This window comes from Martelella alba, from assembly GCF_006516955.1.
GTDB classification, from domain to species: domain Bacteria; phylum Pseudomonadota; class Alphaproteobacteria; order Rhizobiales; family Rhizobiaceae; genus Martelella; species Martelella alba.
The window spans coordinates 305,490-327,080 of sequence record NZ_VHLG01000004.1 but is presented as its reverse complement, the minus strand read 5'-3'; the positions used below and the strand labels follow the sequence as shown (position 1 = coordinate 327,080).

Sequence of the window (21,591 nt, the reverse complement as noted above, 5' to 3'; positions counted from 1 at the left end):
GTTGGAAAGCCGTGCTTGACGGCCCGTGGTCGGGGCGGAACGCCGTCCATGGCTGATGGCTGGTCACGATTTTTTCGGAACCGGAAAGGCCCCGGCACGTTTTCCCCACCAGCGAAAGGCGGGCAGGAAAAAACAGCTGAAACAACGCCCGCTTGAGATGAACGAAGAAAACAGGAGTTTGATATGCTTCGCAAGATTCTTTCGACCACCGCCATTGTCGCCCTTCTGGCAACCGGTGCAGCCCATGCTCAGGACAGCACAGCCAAGGGCGATGCAGCTATAGCGGTGCAGGCTCCTGCGGATGCCACTGCCAACCCGCTCTTTCCTGACGACCGGATGCGCGGCAATGGTTCATCCTTCTTTGATGCCGGCGATCATCAGATCCTTGCCAGCACGCTTCTGGGCTGGCCCGTTTACGGCATGAGCACGCAAGACAACAAGATGCAGAGCATCGGTGATGTTAACGACATCGTCATGGCACCGGATGGCAGTGCCCAGGCTTTGGTGATCGGTGTCGGTGGCTTTCTCGGCGTTGGTGAGAAAAATGTGGCCGTGGACGTCGACCGCGTGAGCTGGAAGGCGAGCGAAGAGGGCAATTATCTTTCGGTCGATGCGACCAGGGAGGATCTTGAAAATGCCCCTGCCTTCAAGCCGGATGGAGAAAATGTCCTGCGGGTTGGCGCGGTGAATATGGAAAGTCTCGAAAAAGCGTACCACGAGACTGCCCGCAACGTCTCGAACGCTGCTGGTACGGCCTATGACAGTCTTTCAAATGGTCTTGCCGATGCTGCCGACAAGACAGGCGATGCGTTGAAGAAAACATCTGACAGCATGGCCTCCACCGCCAGGGACATGACGGCCTCTGTTGAAGGCAGACCTGTGCGCGGGACTGACATGGCGCAGATGACGCCGGTGGCGCCGGGCGGCGTGAGTGCTGATCAGCTGAAGGGCGCACCGGTTCTGTCGCAAAGCGGCGATGAGGTCGGCGAGGTATCGAATGTGATCATGGGCAATGACGGTATTGAAGCCTATGTCGCCGATGTCGGCGGCTTCCTCGGCGTCGGCGAAAAGCCGGTGGCGATTGCGCCGGCTGCGGTGACGATCATGAAGGACAAGGACGGAAATCTGGTCATCGATACCGATTTTGACCAGAATACGCTGAAGGATCATGTCGCCTACAGCGCGGATGCTTTCCATAATGATCCAGCGAAGGTTCTGCTGAACTGATTGGCGCGGTTAAAGAGATTGCCCCCGCCGGAGCGTGGCTCCGGCGGGGGCTTTTTGCGTGTCAGGCATGCCAATAGCCGTCTTCGCCCTTTGTCAGGATTGGCGAGGAAAAGGCGGCATGAACATTTGGAACAAGGCCTGCGTCAAAGGCTTCGATGGCCTCCAGGCCACGCCTTGACTGCAACATGGCAACGGCGATGGCCACTGGCTTCACCCCGCAGGATTTCAGCAGCTCAAGTCCGGCAAGGATCGATTTCCCCGAGGAAATCACATCATCGACCAGCACGACGCGGCGTCCTTCGAGCAGCGGCAGCATGCGCGGATCGACATAGAGCCGTTTCTGCTGCTCCGGCGTGGTGATCGATGAGATCGGCACGGAAAGCTCCTCGCGGTACCAGAATTTTTTCGAGGTGCCGAGCGGCACATAGCGGCCATGGGCAAGCTTGTGGGCAACGGGTGCGGCAAGGGTCAAACCCAGTGTCGGCAGGCCGACAATCACTTCCGGGGCATAGGGTTTCAGCCGTTCGGCGACATCGCCTGAAAGGGCATCCAGCACGGAAAACGAGGCCTGATTGACGATCAGTGAGGCCAGCGCCGACCTGCCATCGGAAAGCGGGCGGATCGGCAGCAGAAGCTGGCGGCCATCGGCAAGGGTTGCTGGATAAAAACGGTCAAGCGGTGCTGATGCGTTGAAACTTGCGGCGGGATGGATCTCCTGCCAGAAATGATGCGGTTCCATGAATGCCATGCCGGAAAACCGGCCCTGTTTCTTTGTGTTCTTGCGCTGACTGTCTTATAGCAGCAGCATTCTGTTTTGCAGTATTCAGGTGAAGGAAAAGGGACGAAATGACGAAGCTTGAAACCATTGACGCGGCGCTGGCCGCCGATCTCGATTTCTGGACCGCGCTTCGTCATGATTTCCATGCCCATCCCGAGCTTGGCTTCGAGGAGGAGCGCACCAGCGCCATCGTCGCCAAGCTTCTGGAACAGGACGGCATCACCGTCACCCGCGGGCTCGGCGGCACCGGCATTGTCGGCACTTTGCAGGTGGGCAATGGCACCAGGGCGATCGGCCTGCGCGCCGATATGGATGCGCTCGCCATGCCGGAAACGGCTGAGCGTCCCTACAAGAGCACGGTCCCCGGCAAGATGCATGCCTGCGGCCATGATGGTCATACGGTGATGCTGCTGGCTGCTGCCCGCCACCTGGCTCAGACAAGAGAATTTTCCGGCACGGTGCATTTCATCTTCCAGCCGGCTGAAGAAGGCCGGGGCGGGGCGAAAAAGATGGTGGAGGACGGGCTGTTCCGTCAGTTTCCCTGCGATGCCGTTTATGGTCTTCACAATATGCCGGGGCTTGATCCCGATGAAATGGCGGTGGTTGAAGGCCCGCAGCTGGCCTCATCCGACAGCTGGTATGTGACGATGAAGGGTGTTGGCACCCATGGCGCCAAGCCGCATCTTGGCCGCGATCCGGTGACGGCTTCGGGCAGTTTCCTTGCCAATCTTCAGGCAATCATCGGCCGGGTTGTCGATCCGCTGCAGCCAGCGGTGGTTTCGGCCTGCTCGGTGCAGGCGGGTGATCCCAAGGCGCTGAATGTGATCCCGGATTTCGTTGAGATCGGTGGCACGGCGCGGGCCTATTCAGCCCATGTCCGTGATCAGCTGGAGGAAGAGATCGGCCGGCTGGCGCGCGGCACGGCCGAAGCCTTCGGTATTGCTGCGGAATATCGTTTCGTGCGCCGCATTCCGCCGGTCGTCAATGCTGCCGGTCCAACGGCAACCGCGCTTGAGGCGGCCCGGGCAGTTTTCGGGAACAAGACCCGCACGGCCTTTCCGCCGTCGACAGCGGGCGACGATTTTGCTTTTTTTGGTCAGGAAATCCCCGGCTGTTATGTCTGGCTCGGCAATGGTCCGGCGCGCGATGGCGCGCTGCATCACAATACAGGCTATGATTTCAACGACGACGCCATCATCCCGGGCGCCGCTTTCTGGGTGTCTCTGACCGAGACGGAGCTGAAGGCGGGCTGAGGGTCACAACACCCTCAGCACCGGATCTTTCAACAAAGTGCCGGCAACGACATCCGAAATACCCTGATCCGTCTGGTGCGGTCCGGCATTGCAGGCAAGCGTTGCACCCACCGTTGCCTTGAAGGTGAGGTAGGGGGGCTGCCATTCGACGACTGCGCCGGCTGCTTCGCGCAACGCGGCAAAGTCATGGGCAACCTCTTCCAGCGGCCGGTCGGAGACGAGGCCGGAAAGCGGCAGGGCCAGAAGCGCGGTCAATTTTCCCTGGGATGCAATGGCCATGCCGCCACCGGCTTCGATCAGCGCATTGGCGGCGATCGCCATGTCTTCCTCGTTGCCGCCGAAGACGGTGAGGTTGTGGCTGTCGTGGGAAATGGTGGTGGCAAGCGCCCCGTTCCATCGGCCCCAGAAGCGCAGAAATCCGGTCCGCGGCACGGCTGCCGCGCGGCCATGGCGATGGATCACCGAAATCAGTGTGGTCTCGTCGGGTTTGACGATCACGCCGTTTTCGACCCTGGCCTCCATCTTTCCCCACTGGGTGAAGCGTGGCTTGTCGATGGTGGCGATTTCGACGCGGGAGCCTTCTGCCTTCAGCTTGAAGTCACCCGGTGTGAGCTTTGGAACCTTCACCGAGCCTGTCAGCAGTTCAGTTTTGACATCCGGGCAGGCCGCCAGTGTTTTGCCGTTTGCGGCAACGACAGTGCCATTGGCAATGACCGTGCGGGCGGAAAAGGCGGTCAGGTCTTCAAACAGCACGATATCGGCACGGCGGCCGGCGGCGATCAGGCCGAGATCAGGACGGGACAGGCGGTGCGCCGCGTTCAGCGTTGCCGCCTGCAAGGCCTGTTCCGGTTTCATGCCAAGGGCTGTCAGCTTGCCGATCAGCGCGTCAAGCCCACCTTCCCTCACAAGGTCATCGGGGAAGACGTCATCGGTGGCGAGCGTCATGGTCGAGGGCCAGTTCGGCAAGCCTTTCAGCGCGTCAACAATTTCCGGCAGCAGATAGGGATGCGATCCGCGCAGCTCGACAGAAAGCCCGGCGCGCAGCTTTTCGAGAAAATCCGCGGCAGAGGTAAGTTCGTGATCGGAGGAGACACCAGCGGCCATGAAGGCTGCAAGCCTGCCGCCTTCAAGCCCGCGCGCATGGCCGAAGACCGGCTTTCCGGCGGCAAGCCCTGCCTGCATGATCGCGCTCATGCGTGGGTGGCGGGCGATCACGTCTTCCATGTTCATCATTTCGGCAATGCCGCCGATTTCCGGCCAGGCGAGCATTTCCGCCATGGCTTTCCCGTCAATATCGGCGCCGGCCAGTTCCAGGCCCGGTGCCGAGGGGACGCAGGAGGGCGCGAGGATGATGGCGCGCAGCGGCAGCGCCCGGATGGCGTCAATGGCCCAGCGCACGGCCGCAGGTCCGTGAACATTGGCGAATTCATGCGGATCCCAGACGATGGTGGTGACGCCGCGCGAAAGCATGGCTTTCGCGTAGGTGGCGGGGGTGACCATCGAGCTTTCGATATGCATGTGACTGTCGATCAGGCCCGGCGCAATGAAGCTGCCTGTGGCATCGACTATGTCCGCTGCATCACGGCGCGCTGATGGCGCGTGGACTGAAGCGATCAACGGGCCGACAAGGCCGATATCAGCAGCACGGATTTCACCGGTGGCGACGTCAACGAGGCTGCCGCCGGTGATCAGGAGATCGAAGGGAGCATCACCGCGCGCGGCGGCAACGGCGCGGCTGCGCAAGCGGTCATCATTCAGATCAGCCGGTTCACTGTGCAGATCCGTCATGGGGCAGCCTCCGCCAGAAGCGCCGCCATGATCAGGCTATGGGCGGCCTGTTCATCGATGCCGACAAGCAGTTCGGCATTGGGCGCGGCCTTGTGGGGACGGTTTTCGACCACAGTGCGCCCACGGGTGAGGTGGCCCGCCAGTTCCACATCGATGCGGACCTTTTGCACGGTGACGAGAGCGGGCCGGGCCAGCGCCGCGGCGGCAGCGGGGTCGAAGAAGGCCATGCGGCTGCGCCCGCGCGAACGGGCAATGTCGAGAAAGCCTTCGCTCAGATCGCCGAGCACAGCGGCATTTGCGCCTGATTTTGCCCGGATTGCCGCGACATCCTCCGCGCCGATCGTCACCTTCCGGCAGAAATCGAGATCAGCCATTTTCAGCGGCAGGCCGCGGGTCAGCACGATGGCAACGGCTTCCGGGTCGGCGAGTGCATTGAATTCGGCAGAGGCGGTATGGTTGCCCATCGTCGCGCCGCCGCCCATCCAGACGAGTTCATCGATTTTCGCCGCCAGATCGGGGCGGGCAAGGCACAGAATGGCGATATTGGTGAGCGGCCCGAGCGCTAGAACGCGCCGCGGGCTTTCAGCTGTCTCAAGCCAGCGCGAGAGCCCGTCCAGCGCCGGGCCGGAAAACGCTTCCGGCGCCGGCTCGAGCTGGCGTCCGGTGCTCGGCATGCCGGTCTTGCCAAGAATGGTTTCGGCCGTTTCAACCGCGCCGAGAATGGCGCGATCCGCTCCGGCATGAACCGGAAAACGGAAGGAAAAGGCCTGCGCGGCCGCGGCCGCATTGGCACGCACCTGGGCCAGCGGTGCATTGCCGAACACCAGCGACAGGCCATCGATATCAAGCCCTGACGCCCGCACGGTCAAAACCGCTGCGAGGTCGTCGAAACCCATATCAGTATCGATCCAGATACCCATGATCTCAGGCCTTCAGCACGGCGGCATTTGCAACCGGCAGCGAGAAGGCGACGGTTTCGCCGATGGTGAAGGCGGGCAGCGTCGCGTCGATATCGGCCTTGATCGGGCCGATTGGTGTGTGCAGCACATATTCGCGCTGTTCGCCGACAAAGGCCGCGCCCATGATCGTGCCGCGATGCGGCCCCTCGCCAAGGCGCACGGCGGTCGGGCGGAAGGCAAGACCGGCGGCGCCGTCAGGCAAGGCGCCTTCGGGGGAGAAGGCTTCACCCTTGCCCTTCAGCATGCCGCCCGCGATGCTGAAGATGTTTTCAAAGCCGACGAAATCGGCAACGAAACCGGTTTCGGGATGACGGTAGATCTGTTCCGGCGTGCCGATCTGCTCAATCAGCCCGTCATGCATGACGACAATCCGATCGGCCAGCGACAGTGCTTCCGACTGGTCATGGGTGACGAAGATCATCGTCAGTCCGCTTTCGCGCTGAACGCGCTGCAATTCGGTGCGCATTTCAAGGCGCAGGCGCGCATCGAGATTGGACAGCGGCTCATCAAGCAAAAGCACTTTCGGCTCCATCACCAGGGAGCGGGCGAGCGCCACGCGCTGCTGCTGGCCGCCGGAAAGGGCGGCTGGCTTGCGGTCTGAAAGATGCGACAGGCCAACCGTTTCAAGGCCGCCCTTCACCTTCGCATCCAGTTCGCCGCCGCGCATGCCCTTCAGGCGCAGGCCGAAAGCGACATTTTCATAGACGGAGAGATGCGGGAACAGTGCATAGGACTGGAACATCAGCCCGACGGCGCGCTTGTTTGGCGGCACGCGGGAGATATCGGTTCCATCCAGCATGATCCGGCCGGCGGTAGGGCTCATCAGTCCGGCAATGGCGCGCATGGTCGTGGTCTTGCCGCAGCCGGACGGTCCGAGAAGCGCGATCAATTCGCCCTTGTCGATGGAAAGATCGAGACTGTCGACGGCAACCGTTTTGCCATAGGAGAGGGTGAGCTTTTCGAGCGAGAGATAAGAAAGATCAGACATAGCGGGTAAAGCCCAGGAAGCGCTCGGCGATCATGACGATGCCGATCGACAGAAATGCGAGAAGCGCGGAAAGCGCGGCGATCGAGGGGTCGTAGGTCGTTTCCATATAGCCGAGCATATCGACGGGAAGCGTATGGATGCCGGGGCCTGAGAGAAACAGCGAGACCGGCACCTGATTGAATGACGTCACAAAACCGAGAATGAAGGCCGAGAGGACACCGCCACGGATATTCGGCAGGATGACGCGGAAAAAGGCACCGACCCGGCTGGCGCCGAGCAGCACGGCCGCTTCTTCGATATCGGAACGCAGGTTCTGCAGGCTGGCCGAGACCACGCGCACCGCATAGGGAATGATCAGCGCCGTATGGGCGCAGAACAGCGCCAGCGACACCTTCACCTGCAGCGGCACGACGAAATAGCGCAGCAGCGCAAGGCCGACGATGATACCCGGCACGATGATCGGCGAGGAAACGATCAACCTGACGGCCTCAGCGCCCGGCACCTTGTAGCGCGACAGTGCATAAGCTGCCGGAACGCCGAGGATGAGAGCGGCCAGCGTGCCGAAAATGGCAAGAAACATCGACACGCCGAAACTGGCGCGGAAACTGTCGATGGTGAAGACCTTGTAGACCCACTTCAGCGACAGGCCAGGCGGCGGAAAGGCGAGATTGTTGCCGGAGGAAAGCCCGGCCATGACGATGACGACAAAGGGGCCGATCAGAAACAGAAGAACGGCGGCAAGCGTCAGATAGGTGGCGAAACGTTCGGCTCTCATTTTCCACCTCGCGCTGCTGCAACCCGCTTCAGCACCATATTGGCAGAGAAACTCATGACCATGAGGATGAAGGCGATCACGCTTGCGGTGACGAGATCATTGGCGACCGTGACGCGCTGGTAAAGCAGGGTTTCAAGCATGAGTACCTTGGAGCCGCCGAGAATGGCGGGGGTGATATAGGCGGTGAGCGAACCGGTGAAGACCAGCGTGCCGCCGATGACGAGGCCCTCGCGGGTGAGCGGCAGCACTACCTTGTAGAAAACCTGAAACCAGTTGGCACCGAGAACGCGGGCCGCGGCAATGGCATCGCGCGGCATGTTCTCAAGCGCTGAAACCAGCGAGATGATCATCAGCGGCAGGAAGAGCTGCAGCAGGCCAATGGTGATGGCGGTTTCGGTGAACAGAAAGCGGATCGGCTCGTCGGTGAGGCCGATTGCGACCAGCGCCTTGTTGACGATGCCGGTGCGGCCGAGAATGACGATCCAGGCATAGGTGCGTGCGACCGGCGAGATCATCAGCGGCAGAACGACGAGGCCAACCATGCGGCCCTTGGAGGCCGGTGGCAGGCTGACGATCGACAATGCCGCAGCATAGCCGATGATCGCGGCAAGAAAGGTCACCAGCACGCCAAGCCGCAGTGTTCTCAGGAACACGACCTGGTTCAGCGTCTTGGAGAAGAAGTCAATATAGGCGGCAAGCGTCCATTGTCCGTCAATATGGATGCCCTGCGACAGCAGAACGATGACGGGCACGAGAAAAACCAGCCCGGCAAACAGCGCGGCCGGCAGGACGAGCGCCATGGCTTCGGCGCGGCTTTGGAACATGTGTCGATAACCCTTGAAAGGACACACGGCAGGTCTCATCCGCCGTGTGTCTTGAAGCTTGCTGACGGCCGCAAAGCCGTCAGCCGGATTGTCAGGCCTTACTGGCCAACCTTGTCATTCCATTCGGAAAGCCACTGGTCGCGATAGTCGAGTGCGGTGGCCGAGGGGATCAGCTTCAGGCTGGCGGCGGTATCCGCACCATAGGTGATGCTGTTGGCGACCTCATCGGAAACCTTGACCTCCTTGTTGGCCGGGCTGTCGACCAGCGCATTGGCCAGCTTCTGCTGCACGTCGGTGGAGAGCCAGTAATCCATGAACTGTTCGGCGAGTTCTTCATGGCCGGAGTTCTTGGTCATGACCATGACGTTCATGCCGCCGGTCTGGCCTTCCTTCGGTGTTGCCCATGCCAGCGGCAGATCCATGTTCTTGAACATGCCCCAGGCGAAACGGCCGATCGGCGCCGCCCAGATCTCTTCCTGTTCCATCAGCTGTGCCAGCTGCGATGACTTGACGTAGAAGGTGACGAAATCATCCTTGTGTTCGCCAATGGCTTCGATCGGCTTTTCAAGGCTCGGGCTGTCGTCACCCATGGCAAGACCCAGCATGTAAAGTGACGGCGGCCCCTGATTGGTGGTGACGTTCGGGAAAGCCACTTCTCCGGCCAGTTCCGGCTTCAAAAGGTCAGCCCAGCTGTCGATTTTGACCTTGTCGGTGCGGTAGACGATCGAGGTGCCGTAGAAGGTATAACCGACGCTCATGCCGTCGCCATTCGGATCCTTGGCAATGTCATAGAGCTTGTCGTAGTTGGAAAGCTTGGAATAGTCGATCGGCGCGATCAGCCCCTGGCGGGCCGCCTGCAGCGCATCGGCCATGGAGATCACGGCCATGTCGACGACCGGATGTTCCTTGTTGGCTTCCATCTTGGCCAGGCGCTCGATGCTGTTGCCGGTTTCGACAACCAGTTTGCAGCCGCAGATCTGCTCAAAGGGATCGTAGACCAGTTCCTTGAACTCATCCTGGGAAAAGGCATAGACCGAGATGGTCAGTGTCTTGTCCTCGGCCGAGGCCATGGAGGCGGATATAGCAAGTGCTGCGCCTGCCAGAAGTAATGTCTTGCGCATTGTTTCAGTTCTCCTTCACGAGAGGTTCAGGGACGGCTTTGCTGCCGTCTTCTGCTGGTGCCGGCCCGGTGGACCGGCGGATGACAAGCTCCATGGCAACACGGTCGGGGTCGGCCAGAACCGTGTCGGAGCCCGTTTCGGAATGGCCACCCTTTTCGATGGCCGATTTCAGGGCAGCGATGGCGATACGGCCGATCGTACCCATATCCATGCGCATGCTGGTCAGAGCCGGCATGACGGATGAGGAAAAGACGAGGTCGTCGAAACCGGCGACCGAGGCCATGGCCGGGACGGCAATGCCGGCATGCTGCAGTTCCGTGAGGATCCTGAGTGCCTGCAGATCCGATGTCGCCGCAAAGGCGGTGAAACCGCGTGCGTGCCAACCTGCCGGATTGAGCACCGCATTGGCGCCGTGAAAGCGCCTCAGATGATCCATCCAGACGGTTTCGACGATGCCGAAATGTTCAAAACCCGCCCGAATGCCGCCAAGCCTGTCATTCTGAACGATGGAATCGGGATTATTGCCAACCAGAAGCAGTTTGCGGTGGCCGTGATCCTTCAAATGCCGGCCCAACATCCGGCCGCCCTCCCAGTGATCAGCGGCAACCGTGTTGCCGGGGGTGGAGGGCGAATCAATCATTGCCACGGGACAGCCCGTTGCCGTGATGCGGGTGCCGCGCCGTGGAATGACGACCAGGCCGTCCACCTGCCTGTCGACCAATCTCTGGATCGCCTCGGTCTGGGTGCGCACCGCACCGCGCGAATCGGCAATCAGAACACCGAAACCCATTTCAGCGGCCGCGTGTTCAATGGCCTGGGCTATCTGTGGAAAAAGCGGATTGGCGATATCGGGCAGCACCAGGCCGATGACACCGGTCTGGCCGGTGCGCAATGCGCGCGCCGAGGAACTTGGAACATAGCCGATCTCATCCGCGACCGCCCGAACGCGCGACGCAAGCTCCACCGAGACACGCCCCTTGCCCGAAAGTGCATTGGAGACGGTGGCAGTGGAGATCTGCAATCGTGCGGCAATCTCTGAAAGGCTGGCGCTGCGTCGCTTCATCGGTTCAATAGGTGATTAATCGTTTAATCAAGCATGACCGGAATCCTGTGACTTGTCGAGTCCTCTTCTGCGCAGCGGTGAAGAAAATCTGTTTGTGGATGCCGGGGCGGACCGGGGCGGAGCTGTCGCGGAAACTTCAAAAAAGGCAGCTTGCGCGGGCGGGGCTGCTTGGATAGCTTTAAAAGACGCGACCTTTTGAAAGGCTGCTGGAGGCCCATGATCCATCTTTATAAAGCCGGTGGCGAGCGCAGTGTTCTGGCCAGCTCCGGTCCCGCCCTGCCGCTGGACGACGATGTCGTCTGGATCGATATGCTTGATCCGTCCGAGGCGGATATTCATCATGTTGAAAGCCTGCTTGGCATTTTGATGCCGACACGCGAATCACTGAAGGATATCGAGCCGTCGAGCCGCTTCTATACCGAAGGCTCCACCGTCTATATGACCGCATCATTAGTGATGAATGTGGATTTCGGGCTGGCCCATCTGACCGATGTCGGTTTCATCCTGACTGGCGGGCGGCTGATCACGATCCGCCATGCCGAACCCAAACCCTTCTTCCTGTTCGCTGCCGATATGCGCCGGCTCGATATTGCGCCCGGGCAGGGTGTCAAGGTGATGGCCTGCCTTCTGGAGACGATTGTCGACCGGACGGCCGAAATCCTTGAACTGGCGGTGGCCAAGATCGACAATATCTCGATTGCCGTCTTCGGCGAGGGCGCCAGGGGGCGGCGGCGGCCGCCGGCAGAGCTTGAGGAAAGGCTGATCGAGATCTCCTCCTATCATCGCCTTGTCAGCAAGACCCGCGACAGCCTGACGACACTGTCGCGGCTGTCGACCTATCTCCAGTCGCTGAGGCGGGTGAAGGATGACAAGGATACCAAGGATCTCTGCCGCATCGTCGCGCGCGATATCCAGTCGCTGAGCGAGCATACGGGCTTTGTTTCATCCAATATCTCATTCCTGCTTGATTCGGCGCTGGGCCTGATCAACCTGGAACAGAACAATATTATGAAATTATTTTCCGTGGTTTCCGTCATTTTCGCGCCGCCGATGCTGATCGCCGGAATCTACGGGATGAATTTCGATATCATGCCCGAATTGCACTGGAGTTTCGGCTATCCAGCGGCGCTGGCGCTGATGTTTCTCACAGGATTTTTCGCAATCTACTGGCTTCGCTCGCGCGGCTGGTTCTAGACATCTGTTAAGACACGACTTTCGTCGTACAGGTAAGGCGCGATGGCAGGTCGTCAACGCCTTGACTAGGGGGTAACCTAAAACTATGGTGCGGCCGACTTTCATAAGGGTGATTATGCGCTTTATGCTGCATTTTCCGGTTTATGATCTCTGCGGCAGATAGGGACGAGGTGGCCATGCCGCGCAATGAGGACGAAGAAAGTCTTGAGAAGCGTCGTTTCCAGCTTGAAAAGCAGGTCGAGGCGCTTCGCAAGCAAAGAGGGAACGGGGACGAGCCGGAGGCGCCTGCAAAGGTCAGCGACAGAAAGCAGATGTCGCAGGGACTGAAACTGTCGAGTGAGTTCATTTCGGCGGTTTTCGTTGGCTTCATGATAGGCTATCTTCTCGATCGCTTTGCCGGTACAGGTCCATGGGGGATGGTGATTTTCATTCTTCTCGGATTTGTTGCCGGCGTTTTGAATGTTTTACGCGCCATTGGCGTTGTCAGGCAGCCCGAGGATCGGCTAGATGGGGACGATAAATAGCCGGTTTCGCCAAAGGGCGCCGTTACGGATGGATTTGCCTGCCCTTTCCGGGTGGGTGTGATGAAAGAGAGAGCTCAAGGTGTCAAACGATCCGACCCATCAGTTTCTGATTCATAATATTGTGCCGATCAATGTCGGCGGGGTGGACCTCTCCTTTACAAATGCGTCGCTCTACATGGTCGCTACCGTGGCCGTCACGGCCGGCTTCATGTATTTTGCAACCGCCAAGCGCGGGCTGATCCCGTCGCGTTCGCAGTCGGTTGCCGAACTGGTCTATGAATTCATAGCATCGATGCTGCGGGAGGGCGCGGGCGCGAAGGGGATGGTCTTCTTCCCATTCGTGCTGACGCTGTTCATGTTCATTCTGGTTGCCAATCTGATTGGCATGTTCCCGTATTTCTATTCGGTGACCAGTCAGATATTGGTGACTTTCTCGCTGGCGCTGCTGGTGATGGTCATTGTCACGGCCTATGGCTTCAAGAAGCATGGCATTGCGTTCATGAAGATCTTCGTACCGCCGGATGTGCCGATGCTGCTTTTGCCGCTGGTCTTCCTGATCGAGCTGATCTCGTTCCTGACCCGGCCCGTCAGCCTCTCCGTCCGTCTTTTTGCAAACATGCTTGGCGGTCACATCACACTCAAGGTTTTTGCCGGCTTTATCGTCGCGCTGAGTTCACTCGGTGCCGTCGGAGTCGGTGTTTCGATCCTGCCGCTCGCCATGACCGTGGCGCTGACGGCCCTGGAACTGCTTGTCGCTTTCCTGCAGGCCTATGTCTTCGCAGTGCTGACATGCATGTATCTCAATGACGCGGTCAATGGCGGTAGCCATTGATCCGGGAATGACGGCGTTTCGGCTCTTCTGTCGGTTCGCCTGTCGCTCAACAAGCCGCAACAACCCATCTTAAGGAGTTAACTTATGGACGCGGAAGCAGCAAAATACATCGGTGCCGGTATCGCATGCGTTGGCATGGGCGGTGCAGCCATGGGTCTTGGCCGTATCTTCGGTGACTACCTCGCCGGCGCTCTGCGCAACCCCTCTGCAGCTGACGGCCAGTTCGGCCGCCTGATCTTCGGCTTCGCCGTTACCGAAGCTCTGGGCATCTTCTCGCTGCTGGTTGCCCTGATCCTGCTCTTTGCCGTCTGATTTCCAAACCGGAAATTAAGACAGGGCCATTGACGGCCACGGTGCGCTAAAGTGTCGTGGCCGGTCTCGGCAAAGACTTTTGGAGATGAGTATGTTCGTGACACCGGCATTTGCCGAAACGGCTCATGGTGCAGCCGCCGGAACGGAAACGGCGCTGGAACAAGCGACCACCCATGCGGATAAGATCGTCTTCCCGCCTTTTGACGTGTCGACCTTTCCGTCGCAGTTCCTGTGGCTGGTCATCACGTTCGGCGTTCTCTACTTCCTGATGAAGAGGGTTATCGTTCCGCGCGTTGGCGCAATTCTGGAAGACCGGCACGACCGGATCGCCCAGGATCTGGACGAGGCGAGCCGCCTGAATTCCGAAGCGAGCGCGGCCATGGCGGCCTATGAGCGCGAGCTGGCAGCGGCACGTTCCAAAGCCCGGGATATCGCTGCTGCGGCAGCTGAAAAAGCGCGCGCTGAAGCGGATGCCGAGCGGCAGAAGCTTGAAAGTGAGCTGGCTGAGAAGATTGCCGGAGCAAGTGCACATATCGATGCCGTCCGCGCCGAAGCGCTGGCCGAAGTCGGTGCCATTGCCGAGGAAACGACGGCTCTGATCGTTACCCACCTGATTGGCGGTCGCGTTGCCAAGGCGGATGTCGCCAGCGCCGTTACCGCGGCCAAGGAGGGCTGATCCATGGAATTTGATGCAACATTTTTCGCCTTCGTCGGCCTGGCGATTTTTGTCGTCGCTATCGTTTATCTGAAAGTTCCGGCGATGATGACCAAGTCGCTGGACGGGCGGGCGGAAAGCATCCGTACCGAGCTTGCCGAGGCCAAGCGTCTGCGTGAAGAGGCACAGCATCTGCTGGCCGACTATCAGCGCAAGCGCCGCGAAGCCGAGCAGGAGGCGAAGGGCATCATCTCTGCTGCCGAACGTGAGGCCGCTTCGATCAAGGAAGAAGCCCGGCAGAAGACAGAAGATTACATTGCCCGTCGTACGGTTCTGTCGGAACAGAAGATCCGTCAGGCCGAAAGCGAAGCGCTGGAGGCTGTGCGCGGTGCGGCTGTTGATCTTGCGGTCGAGGCAGCGCGAAGCGTTCTGGAAAAGAAGTCCACCGATGCCGTTCAGGCCAAGCTTTTTGCCAAGTCTGTTGAAGAGGTCAAGGCGAGGCTGAACTGAACCGGACACGGTTTGAAGATTTCGAAGCAAGCGCTCACGCGCTTGCTTTTTTGTTTTTCGTCCATAAATTCCGCAAGCCGCGAATGCGGCGATGCGTGAACGAGAGAATTGAAAGGTGGCAGCTATGGCGAAGTTGATAGACGGGAAGGCGGTTGCCGCCGAAATCATCGAAGATATCAAGGCTTCCGCGCAGGCTCTGACGGAGCGAACAGGCGTCGTGCCGGGCCTGGCCGTGGTGATTGTCGGCGATGATCCGGCAAGCCATACCTATGTTGCCGCCAAGGGGCGTCGCGCCAAGGAATGCGGGTTTCATTCAATACAGATCACACTTGATGCCGATACAAGTCAGGCGGATCTTGAAGCCCACGTCGCGGCGCTGAATGCCGATCCTTCGGTCCATGGTGTCCTCGTGCAGCTGCCGTTGCCGCGTCATCTGGACGAGGACCGGGTGGTGCAGATGATCCTGCCGGAAAAGGACGTCGATGGCCTCAATGTCGTCAATGCCGGCAAGCTTGCGACGGGCGATTTCAAGACGGGCCTGATTTCCTGCACACCTGCCGGTGCCATGGTGCTTGTGCGCCGTGAACGGGGCGATGATCTCTCGGGCCTGTCGGCCGTCGTGATCGGCCGTTCCAACCTGTTTGGGCGGCCTATGGGGCGACTTTTGCTGGCTGCCAATGCGACAGTCACCATGGCGCATTCACGTACCGCTGATCTGGCCGCTGTTTGCCGTCAGGCCGATATTCTGGTCGCGGCCACGGGGCGGGCAGAAATGGTCAAGGCAGATTGGGTCAAGCCGGGTGCCACAGTGATTGATGTCGGCATCACCCGTGTTCCGGCGCCGGAAAAGGGTGAGGGCAAGACGCGGCTGATCGGTGATGTTGATTTTTCCGCCGTCGAAAAGATCGCCGGCGCGATCACGCCGGTGCCGGGCGGCGTTGGTCCGATGACGATCACCATGCTGATGGCCAATACGGTGATCGCTGCCCATCGTGCAGCAGGTGTCGAGGCGCCGCAGTTTTAAAAATGCGTGAGAGGCAGGCAAAATCTTTAGCATCGTGCCGTCTTGCAAGGCGGGGAAACGCAGTGTAACAGGCTAGGGTAGCGGGTCATTCATTGATTGCCGATCTGCTCCCCAATTCCTTAAAACGCGCCCGGCCGCTCCGGCCCGATGAAGCATTTTGCCATGCCCCATTTTCTGCCGCCGGCACTTCTGTTCCTGGGCAACGCCCTTCTGTACATCTCGCTCTTCATCCGGATGCCGGAAATCGCCGGCGCGATGGGGATTGGCAAAGCTGCGCTCGGCGTGGCGATTTTCGGTGCGTCCATCGGCACGCTGGCGGCGCTGCCGATTGCCGGCCGGGTGACAAACCGCCTGAGCCCGCGCGTGACGGCGGCGATTTCGCTGGCCGCCATGTGCCCGCTGATGCCGATCATGAGTGTGGTCAGCTATCAGTGGTTCTTCATCTGTTTCGTGATTTTTGGTTTCGTGCGGACGCTGCTTGATGTTGCGGCGAATATGGTCGCCATGGAGGCGGAGCGGCTTGCCGGTGTGAAGGTTCTGTCGCGCAGTCATGGTTTCTGGTCAATCGGCCTGCTTCTGGGATCGCTCTTTGGCGGCTTTATGGCCGGTCGCGGCGTGGCGCCTTTTATTCATCTGTCCATCATTTCCGCTCTGATCGTTGTTCTGGCCGCCGTGGAGCTGAAGCTTTTGCCGTCCCTGGCGCCGCAGCCAGCCGATGAAGGTGGCAAGCGACGGATCTTCGTCCTGCCCGGCAAGGCGGTGCTTCTGGTCTGCGCCATTGTCTTTGGCCTGGCGATTGCGGAGGGCACGATCTATGACTGGGGGATCTTCTACATCCGCTCGGTGATTGGTGCCGACCCGGCAACGGCAGGATTATTGTTTGCCTGTTTCACGGCCTCCATGGGGCTGATGCGGATGCTCGGTGATCAGCTGCGCGGCCGTTTCTCGTCGGTGCGCCTGTTGCAGGCCTCGGTCGTATCCGTCTTTTGCGGCATCATTTTTCTTGTCGCCGTGCCGGGGGTCTTCACCGGTGCGGTTGCCCTGACGGTCATCGGCGCGGGGATCGCGCTCAACATGCCGCTCGCCGTTGCCGCCGTCGCCCAGCTTCCGGGGCGCTCGGCGGCCGATAATCTGGCCGCCATGTCGCTGGCGCTGCTCATCTCCACCATCGGCATTCCGCCATTGATGGGAACGGTTGCCGAAGCTTTCGGGCTGACTGTGACCTTCCTGCTGCTGCTGCCGATGCTGGTGGTCAGCTTTCTGTTGGCACCGCGGGCCTATCGCGGGTTCTGACCCGGTTTCAGTCAGGCAAAGGCCTTGAAGGTGACGAGTGTGAATGTATCCTTCACGCCCTCAATCGTCTGCAGCTTGCTGGTGACGAAATGGCCGATATCGGCGTCCTTGGGCAGATAGAATTTGGCCAGAAGATCGTAATGGCCAGAGGTGGAGTAGATCTCCGATGTTTCCTCCAGCGTACGCACGATGAGATCGGCGACATCATAGGCCGTGCCGGAGAGGCATTTGAACTGGACGAAAATGGTTTGCATGGTGGAACTCTCGGCTGTTGCGCTTCGTTTCGTTGCAGAAGCTATAGCAGGCTTTTTCAGGGTTTTCAGTCTTGCCGCATGAAGTTTATGCGATAGGATTGCCTTGTGCAGCGGATTGATGGTTGACAAGAATGCGCCATTTGTCGACGAAGCTTCGAAATATTAATGTGCGCACGCGCGAAATAGCTGAATTCATCGGTGTTGAACAAAGAATTCTGCGGTGTGCGATTTCGCTTCAGGGCATTTGGCGAAGGGAGAAGACATGACGATTGCTGGCGAACTGAAAAACAGGCTGAAAGATCCTTCACTGGCGGCTGACGCGGCATTTGTCGCCGGACGGTGGCTCAGCGCTGATGAGGTGCATCAGACCTTTACTGTCACCAATCCGGCCGATGGCGCAGAACTGGCGGTTCTGCCTGATATCGACGAGACCGTGCTCGATCAGGCCATTACGGCGGCCTATGAAGCGCAAAAGGCCTGGGCCAAGAAGACCGGCAAGGAACGGGCTGCGATCCTGCGCCGCCTCTACGACCTGATGGTTGAGAATGCCGATGATCTGGCTACGATCCTGACGATGGAGATGGGCAAGCCCTTTGCCGAGGCACGTGGCGAGATCCTTTATGGCGGCGCCTATGTCGAATGGTTTGGCGAAGAAGCCAAGCGCGCCTATGGCGACATCATTCCCGGCCATCAAGCGGATAAGCGCCTGCTGGTCATCCGCCAGCCGGTGGGCGTTGTCGGTGCGATCACGCCGTGGAATTTCCCCAATGCCATGCTGGCGCGCAAGATGGCACCGGCGCTGGCGGCAGGTTGCGCCATGGTTGCCAAACCGGCACAGCAGACGCCGCTTTCGGCCCTTGCGATGGCCGTTCTGGCGGAACGCGCCGGTGTTCCTGCCGGTGTGCTCTCCGTGCTGACCTCAACGCATTCGTCGATGGTCGGCAAGGTGTTTTCCGACGATGAGCGTGTTCGCAAGATTACCTTCACCGGCTCGACCAATGTCGGCCGGATCCTGATGCGTCAGGGCGCCGAGCAGATCAAGAAGATGGGACTGGAGCTTGGTGGTAATGCGCCATTCATCGTTTTCGATGACGCTGATCTCGATGCTGCGGTCGAAGGTGCCATTGCCTCGAAATATCGCAATGCCGGCCAGACCTGCGTCTGCGCCAACCGTCTTTACGTCCAGTCTGCGGTCTATGATGCCTTTGCCGAAAAGCTGGCTGCGCGGGTTGCCGGGTTGAAGGTCGGTAATGGTCTGGCCGAAAATGTCGAGATTGGCCCGATGGTGGACGAAAATGCGGTGAAAAAGGTCAAGGAGCATATCGAGGATGCGGTGTCGAAAGGCGCGTCCGTCAAGCTTGGCGGCAAGCCGCATGATCTCGGCGGCCTGTTCTTCGAACCGACGATCCTGACCGGGGTTACCGGTGATATGGCCTGTGCGCGGGAAGAGACCTTCGGACCGGTCGCGCCGCTGTTCCGGTTCGAGACGGAAGAAGATGTCGTGGCGATGGCCAATGATACCGAGTTTGGCCTGGCCTCGTATTTCTATTCGAAAGACATGGCCAAGATCTTCCGCGTGGCCGAGGCGCTGGAATATGGCATTGTCGGCGTCAATACCGGCCTCATCTCAACCGAGGTTGCACCCTTTGGCGGGATCAAGCAGTCCGGTACCGGTCGCGAAGGCTCCAAATATGGTCTCGATGACTATACGGAGCTGAAATATATCTGCCTTGGCGGTATTGCCTGAGGCCGAATGAAAAAAGGCCGCCCGTGGGCGGCCTTCAGGCTGCTGACAAACCTGGCCCCCGTCTTCTGGCGTCATGCCTGTGCTTGTCACAGGCATCCAGCCGACGCGCGTCCGCGCGGCGAAAGAACCCGTCTATTCAGTATCTTATGATTCTGGATCCCCGTGACAAGCACGGGGATGACGACGGAGGGGGCAGGCATTCCACCCCGAACAGGCAATCTGAACGACTTTTCAGCAGTTGGAGACCGCCTGCGGGCGGCCTTCTATCGCCATCACATGGATGTCGAATTATAGGTCGGCGGCGTATAGGGCTGCGGCAAGTCAGACGCACCGGTTGCCGTGTCGCCGCCTGTTCCTGCAGCAGCGGCTGCGGAAGGCAGAACATAGCCGGGCGGTGCGGCAGCGGGCTTGTAGAGCTGGAACTGGGCGCCCTGGTTGGGGGTGCAGTTCATCAGATAGGAGCTGACCACGGCGCAGTTGACCCGGGCTTTCGTCTGGCGGATGACAGAAGTCAGGTCGATCTCGATGACATTGTTGCCGAGATCGGTATAGGTGCCGGATGCCAGCATCTGATTGGTGTCGGCGGTGCGGGTCTGGAACTGTCCGTTGGTGAAGATCGAAACAATGCCATTCTGGTCCAGCCACTGTCCGTCCACCGCACTGGCCGGCGAATAGGTCGGCATGCCCTGGCTTGGCGATGGCGTCTGATAGGTCGAGCAGCCAGCAAGAAGGCTTGCAAATCCGGCCACGAGCACAGCGGTTTTCGTTTTCACGGGCAGTCTCATTCGAGCGTGTTTCGTTTGTAGATGATTGTTATCATCTGGCTTCAAATTGCAACAGCATCCTGTCGCGATCAAAAGATTTCAGCGCTTTGCGTTCGCTTTGTGGCGCGCGGCTTCGCGCCGGGCGAGGCTTTCCGGCAACCAGTCCTGCTTCATGTCGTCACATTAGGCAAAGTTGCACGCATTCTCGGGCAGGCCGTTCATGGCAAAAGCGTCGCCGGTCCGACGCTGACAGTCTTTGCAATGGCAGGCGTGAATGAACACCGGCCGTCCATGCATGCGAAAACGAATGCCGCCGCAAAAGCCGCCGCCCTCGAAAATCGCAGCCTCCACGTTTTCCTCCCCCTGGGCTTGGTGATCAGATGATTTTCACCCAGGCGCGTGCCAGTGCCAGGCCCGCCTGGTCGGCCTGTCGCCCCAGCGTATCGGACAGTGCCTCGTAATGCTGCATGAAGTCGGGATCATGTCTGGCAACGGCTTTGGCGAAATGGGCGCTCCATTCCTTCACCAGCGCGCGGTCTGCCTCGAAGTGAAACTGTGTCGCATAGCCTGCCCGGCCGATGCGGAAGGCCTGGTTCATGACGCTGGAATTGCCGGCAAGCCGTGTCGCCCCTGCTGGCAGGGTGAAGGTATCGTCATGCCACTGAAAGCTTGCAAAGCTGTTGCCTGCAGCGGAGAGCACCGGATCGGCCTTGCCGTCCTCCGTCAGGGCAATCGCTTTCCAGCCGAATTCGCTGGCGCCGCCGATAATGTTGCGCCCGCCAAAGGCGCGGGCCAGCATCTGGCCGCCAAGACAGATGCCGATGACGGCGCGTCCGCTCTCGACATAGTCGCGCATCAGCCCGGCAAGGGCGGGCAGATAGGGATGCGCCGCGTCGTCAACAGCATTTTGCTCACCGCCAAAGACGACGAGGCCGTCAAAATCGGAATCAGGCGCGGGCAGCGGATCATCCTGCCACGGTCGGAAAATGGCGATCTCGGCATTGGCCTCGCTCAACGCCGCGCCAACCGTGCCAAGGCCGGTGGCATCCATATTCTCAACGATTGCGACACGCATGACAAAACTCCAGTCTTTGGCTGAAACACAAAGCATGGCCCCCCTAACCGGGCAAGCGGATTCGTCAATTTCACATTGCCATGATTGTGTCCGAATAATATGGATTAAAAAACTCAAGTTAAGGAAAGATCATGACCGGTAAGCCTTCAGTGCGGTTCGTTTATTGCAGCATGTGCAACTGGCTGATGCGCTCGGCCTGGATGGCGCAGGAACTGCTTTCGACATTTTCGCAGGAATTGCATGCGGTGACGCTTGAGCCGCGATCGGGCGGCATTTTCGAGATCTATGTCGATGAAAAGCTGGTGTGGGAACGCAAGCGCGATGGCGGCTTTCCAAGCCCGAAGCAGCTGAAGCAGCTGGTGCGTGATGTGGTCGACCCGGATCGCGATCTCGGACATGTCGATCGTTCCGATCCGGCGTGACCGGGGTTTTCAACGGCTTTCATGCAAGAATTTCGTGTCAGAGAAAAAATTGACACGAAAACGTCAAATAGCCTGTTGACTTCCCCGTGCTGGCCCTCTAAATCGCTCCTCGTTGCCCAGATGGCGGAATTGGTAGACGCGCCAGCTTCAGGTGCTGGTACTCGCAAGGGTGTGGAGGTTCGAGTCCTCTTCTGGGCACCAGTTCAATT

General features: G+C 59.6%; 24 protein-coding genes and 1 tRNA gene. 13 read left to right on the top strand and 12 right to left on the bottom strand.

Annotation, left to right across the window (positions count from 1 at the left end):
• Positions 1-183: 183 nt before the first annotated feature.
• Positions 184-1,227 carry a PRC-barrel domain-containing protein gene (locus FJU08_RS10230; protein WP_141148896.1) on the top strand — a complete coding sequence of 348 codons (1,044 nt, stop codon included), beginning with the start codon at positions 184-186 and terminating at the stop codon, positions 1,225-1,227.
• Positions 1,228-1,288: 61 nt separating this feature from the next.
• Here the strand turns inward: FJU08_RS10230 and FJU08_RS10225 are convergent, their stop codons facing one another.
• Entirely contained in the window at positions 1,289-1,966 is a 678-nt protein-coding gene (locus FJU08_RS10225; RefSeq protein WP_141149034.1) for a phosphoribosyltransferase, read from the bottom strand.
• 107 nt (positions 1,967-2,073) lie between these two features.
• Here FJU08_RS10225 and FJU08_RS10220 point away from each other — a divergent pair, with 107 nt between their 5' ends.
• On the top strand, positions 2,074-3,258 hold the full coding sequence (locus FJU08_RS10220) for a M20 aminoacylase family protein (RefSeq protein ID WP_141148895.1): 1,185 nt from the start codon (positions 2,074-2,076) through the stop codon (positions 3,256-3,258).
• Positions 3,259-3,261: 3 nt separating this feature from the next.
• On the opposite strand, the gene FJU08_RS10215 is transcribed toward FJU08_RS10220, so the two are convergent.
• The 7 genes from FJU08_RS10215 to FJU08_RS10185 all read right to left on the bottom strand — a co-directional run bounded on the left by FJU08_RS10215 (position 3,262) and on the right by FJU08_RS10185 (position 10,776).
• Positions 3,262-5,046, bottom strand: coding sequence for an adenine deaminase (locus FJU08_RS10215; protein ID WP_141148894.1), 1,785 nt, complete (start codon positions 5,044-5,046; stop codon positions 3,262-3,264).
• A complete protein-coding gene (locus tag FJU08_RS10210; protein ID WP_141148893.1) occupies positions 5,043-5,966 on the bottom strand; it encodes a nucleoside hydrolase in 924 nt (307 codons plus the stop codon). The genes FJU08_RS10215 and FJU08_RS10210 overlap by 4 nt, the downstream gene beginning before the upstream one ends.
• A 4-nt stretch (positions 5,967-5,970) precedes the next feature.
• A complete protein-coding gene (locus FJU08_RS10205; protein WP_141148892.1) occupies positions 5,971-6,993 on the bottom strand; it encodes an ABC transporter ATP-binding protein in 1,023 nt (340 codons plus the stop codon).
• Positions 6,986-7,768 (bottom strand): ABC transporter permease, encoded by a 783-nt coding sequence (locus tag FJU08_RS10200; protein ID WP_141148891.1) that lies wholly within the window; start codon positions 7,766-7,768, stop codon positions 6,986-6,988. Before FJU08_RS10200 ends, FJU08_RS10205 begins: the two co-directional genes overlap by 8 nt.
• Positions 7,765-8,592, bottom strand: a complete 828-nt coding sequence (locus FJU08_RS10195; protein WP_141148890.1) for an ABC transporter permease — start codon at positions 8,590-8,592, stop codon at positions 7,765-7,767. Before FJU08_RS10195 ends, FJU08_RS10200 begins: the two co-directional genes overlap by 4 nt.
• 98 nt (positions 8,593-8,690) lie before the next feature.
• Positions 8,691-9,713, bottom strand: a complete 1,023-nt coding sequence (locus tag FJU08_RS10190; RefSeq protein WP_141148889.1) for an ABC transporter substrate-binding protein — start codon at positions 9,711-9,713, stop codon at positions 8,691-8,693.
• Between the two features lie 4 nt (positions 9,714-9,717).
• A complete protein-coding gene (locus FJU08_RS10185) occupies positions 9,718-10,776 on the bottom strand; it encodes a LacI family DNA-binding transcriptional regulator (RefSeq protein WP_141148888.1) in 1,059 nt (352 codons plus the stop codon).
• Between the two features lie 216 nt (positions 10,777-10,992).
• On the opposite strand from FJU08_RS10185, the gene FJU08_RS10180 reads away from it, so the two are divergent.
• From FJU08_RS10180 to FJU08_RS10145, 8 genes are all read left to right on the top strand, one after another.
• A complete protein-coding gene (locus FJU08_RS10180; RefSeq protein WP_141148887.1) occupies positions 10,993-11,970 on the top strand; it encodes a magnesium transporter CorA family protein in 978 nt (325 codons plus the stop codon).
• A gap of 176 nt (positions 11,971-12,146) precedes the next feature.
• Positions 12,147-12,494, top strand: coding sequence for an AtpZ/AtpI family protein (locus FJU08_RS10175; protein ID WP_141148886.1), 348 nt, complete (start codon positions 12,147-12,149; stop codon positions 12,492-12,494).
• A 79-nt stretch (positions 12,495-12,573) separates the two neighbouring features.
• Positions 12,574-13,326, top strand: coding sequence for a F0F1 ATP synthase subunit A (locus FJU08_RS10170; protein ID WP_141148885.1), 753 nt, complete (start codon positions 12,574-12,576; stop codon positions 13,324-13,326).
• 84 nt (positions 13,327-13,410) lie between these two features.
• Complete coding sequence (locus tag FJU08_RS10165) at positions 13,411-13,638, top strand: F0F1 ATP synthase subunit C (RefSeq protein WP_141148884.1); 228 nt, start codon at positions 13,411-13,413, stop codon at positions 13,636-13,638.
• 91 nt (positions 13,639-13,729) lie between these two features.
• Positions 13,730-14,314, top strand: a complete 585-nt coding sequence (locus FJU08_RS10160; RefSeq protein WP_141149033.1) for a F0F1 ATP synthase subunit B — start codon at positions 13,730-13,732, stop codon at positions 14,312-14,314.
• A gap of 3 nt (positions 14,315-14,317) precedes the next feature.
• Positions 14,318-14,803 carry a F0F1 ATP synthase subunit B gene (locus tag FJU08_RS10155; protein WP_141148883.1) on the top strand — a complete coding sequence of 162 codons (486 nt, stop codon included), beginning with the start codon at positions 14,318-14,320 and terminating at the stop codon, positions 14,801-14,803.
• 124 nt (positions 14,804-14,927) lie between these two features.
• The gene (gene folD, locus FJU08_RS10150; protein ID WP_141148882.1) at positions 14,928-15,827 is read left to right on the top strand and encodes a bifunctional methylenetetrahydrofolate dehydrogenase/methenyltetrahydrofolate cyclohydrolase FolD; all 900 of its coding nucleotides are present in this window, start codon (positions 14,928-14,930) and stop codon (positions 15,825-15,827) included.
• A gap of 162 nt (positions 15,828-15,989) precedes the next feature.
• The gene (locus FJU08_RS10145; RefSeq protein WP_181409801.1) at positions 15,990-17,120 is read left to right on the top strand and encodes an MFS transporter; all 1,131 of its coding nucleotides are present in this window, start codon (positions 15,990-15,992) and stop codon (positions 17,118-17,120) included.
• Between the two features lie 11 nt (positions 17,121-17,131).
• On the opposite strand, the gene FJU08_RS10140 is transcribed toward FJU08_RS10145, so the two are convergent.
• Complete coding sequence (locus FJU08_RS10140) at positions 17,132-17,374, bottom strand: Lrp/AsnC family transcriptional regulator (RefSeq protein WP_141148880.1); 243 nt, start codon at positions 17,372-17,374, stop codon at positions 17,132-17,134.
• A gap of 262 nt (positions 17,375-17,636) precedes the next feature.
• Here FJU08_RS10140 and FJU08_RS10135 point away from each other — a divergent pair, with 262 nt between their 5' ends.
• On the top strand, positions 17,637-19,121 hold the full coding sequence (locus FJU08_RS10135) for an NAD-dependent succinate-semialdehyde dehydrogenase (protein ID WP_141148879.1): 1,485 nt from the start codon (positions 17,637-17,639) through the stop codon (positions 19,119-19,121).
• Positions 19,122-19,393: 272 nt separating this feature from the next.
• Here the strand turns inward: FJU08_RS10135 and omp10 are convergent, their stop codons facing one another.
• The 3 genes from omp10 to FJU08_RS10120 all read right to left on the bottom strand — a co-directional run bounded on the left by omp10 (position 19,394) and on the right by FJU08_RS10120 (position 20,960).
• A complete protein-coding gene (gene omp10, locus FJU08_RS10130) occupies positions 19,394-19,894 on the bottom strand; it encodes an outer membrane lipoprotein Omp10 (RefSeq protein ID WP_141148878.1) in 501 nt (166 codons plus the stop codon).
• A 174-nt stretch (positions 19,895-20,068) separates the two neighbouring features.
• On the bottom strand, positions 20,069-20,182 hold the full coding sequence (locus FJU08_RS23360) for a GFA family protein (RefSeq protein WP_456237959.1): 114 nt from the start codon (positions 20,180-20,182) through the stop codon (positions 20,069-20,071).
• A 79-nt stretch (positions 20,183-20,261) separates the two neighbouring features.
• Positions 20,262-20,960, bottom strand: coding sequence for a type 1 glutamine amidotransferase (locus tag FJU08_RS10120; RefSeq protein ID WP_141148876.1), 699 nt, complete (start codon positions 20,958-20,960; stop codon positions 20,262-20,264).
• A gap of 131 nt (positions 20,961-21,091) precedes the next feature.
• Between FJU08_RS10120 and FJU08_RS10115 the strand changes: the two genes are divergently transcribed.
• On the top strand, positions 21,092-21,382 hold the full coding sequence (locus FJU08_RS10115; protein WP_141148875.1) for an Rdx family protein: 291 nt from the start codon (positions 21,092-21,094) through the stop codon (positions 21,380-21,382).
• A gap of 114 nt (positions 21,383-21,496) precedes the next feature.
• Positions 21,497-21,583 (top strand) — tRNA-Leu (locus FJU08_RS10110).
• The last annotated feature ends 8 nt before the right edge of the window (positions 21,584-21,591 follow it).